This window comes from Streptomyces sp. NPDC055078 (genome assembly GCF_053607985.1).
Window position 1 is genome coordinate 1 of record NZ_JBSGUP010000421.1, and the last position, 7,192, is coordinate 7,192.

The following is a 7,192-nucleotide window of genomic DNA, read 5'->3' on the forward strand; positions in this document are numbered from 1 at the left end:
GTGGTGGAGGGTGTCACCCTGGAACTCGCCGAAGGCCCAGAACCCGAGGTCGTCCAGATAGTCGATGCGGTTGCCGTTGATCCAGTAGCGGCCCTGGTAGGCGCTCTGGCGGTCGCCACGGGCCTCGTCGTAGCGTCCGCCGGGCAGCAGTTCCTGCCGGACGAAGCCGTTCTCGTCGACCCACATGCCGGTGTAGGGGTGGTGCGCGTCGCTGGTGGGCAGCCGCTCCGCCGCGGCGGTGTCGGTCGCTTCGGGCGCGAGGGGGAGGCCGTTCCAGCGGCGGACCTCGCCCGCGGTGATCACGACGTCGAGATGGGTGCCGCGTGCGGGTACCGCGCCGGCGGGGGTGCCGGGGGCGTCGGCCAGCCGCAGGACGGTGATGTCGGCGCTCTCGCCGGGGGTGAGGGTGCGGTGGCCGCCCGAGCCGGACAGGTCGGCGCCGGACGGGAGGACGACGGTGCCGGCGCAGTCGATGACGATCATGTTGTCGTCCTCGGCGGCGGTCAGCAGTCCCGGGCCGACCCCGACCACGAGGGGGCCGCCGATGAGGACATCGGCCTGCTGCCAGTCACCCATCAGCGGATTGCCGGTGATGACGGTGCCGCCGGTCAGCAACAGCGGTCGCCCGCGGAAGTCGCGGATCTGGCGCAGGACGGTGTCGTCACGGTTCGGGTTGGTGGAGACGGGTGTGTGGGTCATGTCGGTTACCTGATTCCTCGGTGCGTGTGCGTGTGCGTGTGCCTGTGCATTGCGTCGGTGAGTGGGTGAGTGGGTGAGTGGGTGAGTGCGGTGTGTCGGTGGATGACGGTCGTGCCGCCGGGCCGGGCTCGCTGAGACCGTGGCGCGGGGGCTGTGGGCCCTCGGGCAGCCGGGATCGGCCGGCCCGGGTCGGGGGAGTTCAGGCGGCGGTGGCGCGCAGGATGTGGTCGCGGGATTCCCGGACCTGATCGCGCAGGGCGGGCAGGTCGGTGTCAAGGACCTGGCCGTTCCACTTGCGGGGTTCGCCGTTGATGAGGACGCCGGTGACGTTGCGGGCATCGGCGCCGAGGACGATGGTGCCGATCGGGTCGTTGAGCGGCATGTTGTTGAGGTCTTCCGCCTCGATCACCAGCAGGTCGGCCTTCTTGCCCGGGGTGAGCGAACCGGTGACGTCGGCGAGGCCGTTGGTGCGGGCGCCCTGCAGGGTGGCGAAGTCCAGCACATCGCGGGTGGTGACGCGGTACGCCGGCTCGCCGCCCGGGTAGGCCGCGTTGACCGCGCGCATCCGCTGAATGGTGTGCAGCGCCCGCATCTGAGTGAACATGTCGCTGACCAGGGCCACTTCGACATCGATGCTCAGGCCGGGACGGACTCCGGCGGCGAGGGCCTCGTCGACCGCGGGGACCGCAGTCTCCAGACCGATCTGCGCGTCGGATGTGGGGGCGAGGGCGACGGTGGCGCCGTGTTCACCGATCGCCCGCCACGCGTCGCCGGTCAGGCCGGTGGCGTGGATGAGGGTGACGTCCGGGCCCAGGATGCCCTCCCTGGCCCAGCTCAGCACCGCCTCGGAGGAGGAGGCCCCGAAGACGGCGTCCACGCTCGTCCCGATGCCCAGTTCCCGGGCGAGCCGGGCCAGTTCCGGGCGGTACGCGAGCGCGGGCCCGGCGATCTCGTCGGTGGCCAGGGTGGCGACGCGGAGCGTCAGCAACTGGTCGTCGCTGCCGAAGTACTGCTCCCTGAGACGGGTCAGGTCGCCCGGCCACTGCCTGTCCCAGTCGCCGAAGTGCGGCCCCATCGAGGCGTGCACCCCGCGGATACCGGTGTCGATGAGTGCCCGGATCGCGGCGTCGGAGTGGTCGGCACTGCGGGAGTTGTGGGAGAAGTCGAGCATCGAGGTGATGCCGCTGTCGATCGCGGTCAGCGCCGCGAGCCTGGTGCCGACGTACATGTCGTGGGGCCGGTAGGCGGGGGCATGGCCCGCGAGGGTGGTCATGACATAGCCGGCGAGGTCGTCCACGTCCGGCATGATCCGCCGCAACTGGGCCTGCCACGCGTGGCGGTGCGTGTCGACGAAGCCGGGGGCGAGTATGGCGCCCGACGCGTCGACCACGACCGCGTCGCCGGTGTCGAGACGGGGTCCGACCGCGGCGATCGAGTCGCCCTCGACGAGCAGGTCGCCGCGGTCCAGTACGCCGAGGCCGGGGTCCATCGTGACGATGGTCGCGCCGCTGAACAACACACGACGGCGACGGTCCCCGGAGCGCACACGGATCTGTTCCAGTACGGCGGTGCCGGTGGTGCCGGTGGTGCCGGAGGCGGGCATCGGAGCATCCTGTTCTGCGCCGACGGGCGCCGGATCGGGGGCTTGTGCGCTCAAGCCTCCGCCCACCGGCGCCCGCCAACCAGGCCGCCGTTTCCCCAGGTGCGGCACACCCACCCTGGCGGCACGGTCCAGTGCCCCGCGCCACGGCGCCCCGGGGCCGGCGTACCGCCGGTCGAGATCTCGATCAGCTCACGAACTCCTCGTCGCCATAACGCACCTGGGCGTTGTCCCAGTCGACGCCGAGTCCGGTCGTGAACTTCCGGGCCAGCGGCAGGTCCGCGAGCGGGGCGACGAGGATCAGTCGTCCGTCGAGTGTCGTCGAGCCGCCGCCCAGCCGGTCACGGGCCTCGGGGTCCGCGACAAGGGCGTCGTGCAAGCGGGTCCGGCTGACACCGGGGGCCTGGATCTGTACCGCGTCGGTCTCCGGTGACGTCCGGGGGAGACAGCGGAACGTGAGCACCGACTCCTGGTCGTACCGCTTGGCGATGACGCCGGCGATGTGGTGAAGTCCGTCCCGTCCGACCTTGTTGACGTCGAACTCGCGTGAGCGCTCATAGGTGGCCCGCTTCAGGTCGGACGACCAGAAGACGCCGTCCAGGAGCGTCGAGGCACCGGGCCGTGCGCCATGGGTGTGGATGATCGTGCGCACCTCGCGATCGAAGTGGGTGAGACGGTTCCTGAGCCGGGGGTCCGCTGGGTCCGTGATGACCGCTGTGTTGTCGGTGGCGAAGATCTCCGCCGCCGGACAGTCGAGGGGCGTCTGGCTCGCCTGAGCGCTTCCCGTGGCGGCCGTTCCCAGCGTCAGGGCGGTGACCGTGATCAGGACGCGCATCCGCCGCCCCATGGTGACATTCTTCATGTCGTGATCAACGAGCCCTGACGGAAGTTGTTGCGACCGCCACCGGACCGGCCGGTACGTCAGCGGGTGTGCCGCCGCGTCCGACCGCCCGGTGTCATCGTGTCAGGCCGGCGGGTGGGTCCAGGCCCCGGCGAGCATCGTCGCGTGGACCGGCATAGCGCGCAGGGTGCGGGCGTCCGCCGTGAGCGGGTCGGCGTCGGTGACCACCAGGTCGGCGCGGTCGCCGCAGCGGATCAGCCGCCGGCCCCGGGCCGAGCCGGTGAGGGCCGCCAGGACGGGGATGCGCTGTTCGGGGTGCCACGGCGGGCGCTCGCCGTCGGTCCGGGTGACCGCGGACGCGATGGTCAGCCAGGGGTCGAGCGGGGCGACGGGGGCGTCGGAGCCGAGTTCCAGGACGGCTCCGGACGCCAGCAGATCGGCGAACGGGTACGCCCGGTGGGTGCGGCCCGCCCAGTGCCGGTCGGCGACATCCCGGTCGTCCACGGCGTGGGTGGGCTGGACGCTGACGGTGACGCCCAGCTCGGCGAAGCGCGGCACGTCCTTGGCGGCGAGCAGCTGACCGTGCTCGATCCGGCCGTGGCAGCGCACCGTATCGAAGGCGTCCAGGGCCATCTCGTTGGCGCGGTCCCCGATCGCGTGCACGGCGGGGACGATGCCGTGTCCGGACGCGCGCCGCAGCAGCGCGACGAGTTCCCCCGGTGACACCTCCTCAAGACCGTGGGAGCCCGGCGCATCGGGGTCCAGGCCCGGATACGCGTCGTGGCACAGTGCCGTGCGGGTGTTGAGGGAGCCGTCGGTGAACAGCTTGAACGGCCCGACCTCCAGCAGGCCGCCCGGGGCGGGGAGGATCTGGCCGGTGCGCAGCCCGCGGTCGATCGCCGCGTCCAGGTACTCGGGCCAGATCGCGGCCGACACCCGCAGCGGGACGGCCGCGCCGTTCATCCGGCGGGTCCAGTCCGTGATGTTGTCGGCGTACTCGAAGTCGATGATGCCGGTGACTCCGCGCGCCGCGGCGGCGACGCAGGCTTCGCGCACCCACCGGTCCGTCACGTCCGGGGGAGTGGCGGTGAGTTCGGCGATGGCGCGCATGCACTCGCTCTCGCGCAGCAGGCCGGTGGGGTGGTCGCCCCGCTCCACGGCGGCGAGTGCGGCCGAGTTGAGCCACGCGGTGTGCAGATCCATGCTGATCAGCAGGGCGGGGCGGGCCGGGACGAGGGCGTCCAGCAGGTCCTTGTGCGGAGCGTCGGGCCACAGCCCGTCGCGGAAGCCGTAGCCGATCAGCGGTTCGCCGGGCGGCAGCGTGCCCGCCCGCCCGTCGGCCGCGTCCGCCGCGGCCCGCGCCGAGCCGGCGCCGGACAGGTCGAGCCGGCGTCGCACACCGGCCCACTGGAGCATATGGACATGGGCGTCCCACAGCCCCGGCAGCAGGACGCGCCCGTCGAGGTCGAGGCGCTGTCCGCCGGTCCGTGGGGAGGTGCCCGCCGGGTGGACGGCCGTGACCAGCCCGTTCTCGATACGGACGTCACTCAGCGGTCCGCCCGCGCCGAGGTGGACCCGGCTCAGGGTGACGGGCGGTGCGGCGGCCGGTCCGGTGCCGCGCGCTTCGGTGGTCGGGTTCGGGGTCACGGCTTCCTCCGGATGTCGCGCATGGCACGGGCGAGTTCGGGGTGAGTGTAGGGCTGATCGGATTCGAGGGCCCTGACGAGCCGGAGCACGACTTCCTCGGGCTCGTCCTGACTGAGCTTCGCCTTGGCCGTCACTCTCGCGGCGGGCAGCCGGAACCCGGTCACACCCGCGGCGATGCGGTGGGCGTAGCCCTCGACCCGGGCGAGCCGCCAGGGCTCGGGGAACCGGTCCTCGAAGTGGTCGACGGTGGCGGACAGGACGCGGTAGGTGTCGGCCGGGTCGAGGATCTCGGGGCGGCCCTCGGCGTGCAGGACGGTGAAGTTCCAGGTGGGGACGTGCGGTGTCTCCTCGTACCAGACGGGTGAGATATAGCCGTGCGGTCCCTGGAGCACCACGACGACGTCGTGGGAACCGAGTTCGTGTTCCTCCGCGTCGGTGCGGGCCAGGTGGCCGAGCAGGGCGAGTGGGGTCGTGTCCGGGCTGTCCGGGCCTTGCGCTGTGGCCGGTTCGGCGCGGTCGACCAGTACCGGACAGTGGGAGACGACCAGGCCCCGGCGCGCGGTGTTGCTGATCAGGGTGGCCCAGGGGTGGTCACGGGCGAGTTCGCGGATCCATCCGGGGTCGTCGACCCGGAAGATCTCCTGTCGCAGCATCTGTTCTGTTCCGTTCTGTTCCGTCCGTCAGTTCTCGGGGAAGTGGCAGGCGACCCGGCGCCCGCCGCCGGACTCGGCCGGGGCCAGCACGGGCGGCTTCTCGGCGCAGATCTGCTCGCTCTTCCAGCAGCGGGTGCGGAACGGGCAGCCGGTCGGCGGCCGGGTGGGGCTCGGGGGGTCGCCCTGGAGCACGATGCGGCCGTCCCTGCCCCGGCGGCGCGGGTCCGGTTCGGGCACCGCGGAGAGCAGGGCCCGGGTGTACGGGTGCCCGGGGCGGCTGTACACGGTGTCGCGGTCGCCCTGCTCGACGATCCGGCCCAGGTACATGACGGCGACCTCGTCGGCGATGTTCCTGACCACGGCGAGATCATGGGCGATGAAGACGTACGAAAGACCGAAGGTCCGCTGCAACCGCTTCAGCAGATTCATCACCTGCGCCTGGACGGACACATCGAGCGCGGACACCGGTTCGTCGCAGACCAGGATCTTCGGCCGGAGCGCGAGCGCGCGGGCGATGCCGAGGCGCTGGCGCTGGCCACCGGAGAACTGGTGGGGGTGGCGGTGCGCGTGCCCCGGATCGAGCCCGACCATCTCCAGCAGCTCACCCGCCCGGGCCGAGCGGTCCTCCTTCGGCGCCGGGTCACGGTGGATGTCCATCGGTTCCCGGACGATCTCCAGCGCGGTCATCCGGGGGTCGAGCGAGGTGTACGGGTCCTGCATGACGAGCTGGATGTCCCGCCTGCGGCGCCGCAGTTCGGCCCGGGGCAGCCGGAGCAGGTCCTGGCCCTCGACGAGCACGGTGCCCGACGTGGGGCGGTCCAGGGCCATGAGGAGGCGGGTGAGGGTCGACTTGCCGCAGCCGGACTCGCCGACGAGCCCGAGTGTGGTCCCGCGCGGCAGGGTCAGGTCGACACCGTCGACGGCCCGGACCGTCGCCCGGGTCCGCCCGGCGCCGAACAGTCCCCCGGAGCCGTAGTGCTTGACCAGCCCGCGCGCTTCGAGGAGCGCGGTGCCGGGAGGGGAGTCCGCCGTGGCACCGGTCCCGGGGCCGGCCGGGGCGGCGGGCCGGCCGCTCTTGATGTCATCGTGCACCGGAGACCTCCAGCGGGTAGTGGCAGGCGACGAGCCGGTCGGGCGGAGCCGGGATCAGCGTGGGGCGCCGCGTCGAGCAGAGTTCGCGGGCGCCGGGGCAGCGGGGGTGGAAGGCACAGCCGGCGGGCAGCAGCCCGGGGCCCGGCGGGGTGCCGGGGATGGGGGTGAGGTCACTGGGCGGCCCGTCGAGGCGGGGCACGGCGGCGAGCAGGCCCCCCGTGTAGGGATGGGCGGGACGGTCGTACAGCTCCTCGACCGGTGCCTGCTCCACGATGTGGCCGGCGTACATGATGGCGACCCGGTCGGCCGTTCCGGCGGCGAGCCCGAGGTCATGGGTGATCAGCAGCAGTGCGGAGCCGGACTCCTCGCGGAGTTCGGCGAGCAGTTCCATGATCTGGGCCTGTACGGTCACGTCCAGGGCGGTGGTGGGTTCGTCCGCGATGAGGACGTCGGGACCGAGCGCGACCGCTGTCGCGATCATGACGCGCTGGCGCATACCGCCGGAGAACTGGTGCGGGTAGTCGCCGTAGCGGCGGCCCGGGTCGGGGATACGGACCCGGGCCATCAGCTCGACGGCACGGGTGCGTGCCGCACGGCGGCCGATGTCCTCGTGGGCCCGGATCGCCTCGGCGATCTGGTAGCCCACGGTGAGTGTGGGGT

General features: G+C 72.4%; 7 protein-coding genes. All 7 read right to left on the bottom strand.

Annotated elements, in window-relative coordinates:
- Window positions 1-699, bottom strand: a 699-nt coding sequence (locus tag ACWF94_RS28005) for an Atu4866 domain-containing protein (protein WP_453494264.1), incomplete at its 3' end; no start/stop codon positions are given.
- A 199-nt stretch (window positions 700-898) separates the two neighbouring features.
- Entirely contained in the window at window positions 899-2,302 is a 1,404-nt protein-coding gene (locus ACWF94_RS28010) for an amidohydrolase family protein (protein ID WP_453494267.1), read from the bottom strand.
- Between the two features lie 184 nt (window positions 2,303-2,486).
- Complete coding sequence (locus tag ACWF94_RS28015; protein ID WP_453494270.1) at window positions 2,487-3,161, bottom strand: hypothetical protein; 675 nt, start codon at window positions 3,159-3,161, stop codon at window positions 2,487-2,489.
- Between the two features lie 102 nt (window positions 3,162-3,263).
- Complete coding sequence (locus ACWF94_RS28020; protein WP_453494272.1) at window positions 3,264-4,787, bottom strand: amidohydrolase; 1,524 nt, start codon at window positions 4,785-4,787, stop codon at window positions 3,264-3,266.
- On the bottom strand, window positions 4,784-5,440 hold the full coding sequence (locus ACWF94_RS28025; protein ID WP_453494275.1) for an FMN-binding negative transcriptional regulator: 657 nt from the start codon (window positions 5,438-5,440) through the stop codon (window positions 4,784-4,786). The genes ACWF94_RS28020 and ACWF94_RS28025 overlap by 4 nt, the downstream gene beginning before the upstream one ends.
- Window positions 5,441-5,467: 27 nt before the next feature.
- A complete protein-coding gene (locus ACWF94_RS28030) occupies window positions 5,468-6,532 on the bottom strand; it encodes an ABC transporter ATP-binding protein (protein ID WP_453494278.1) in 1,065 nt (354 codons plus the stop codon).
- Window positions 6,522-7,192: ABC transporter ATP-binding protein (locus tag ACWF94_RS28035; RefSeq protein ID WP_453494281.1), on the bottom strand; the 671-nt coding region annotated here is incomplete at its 5' end. The genes ACWF94_RS28030 and ACWF94_RS28035, both read right to left, overlap by 11 nt.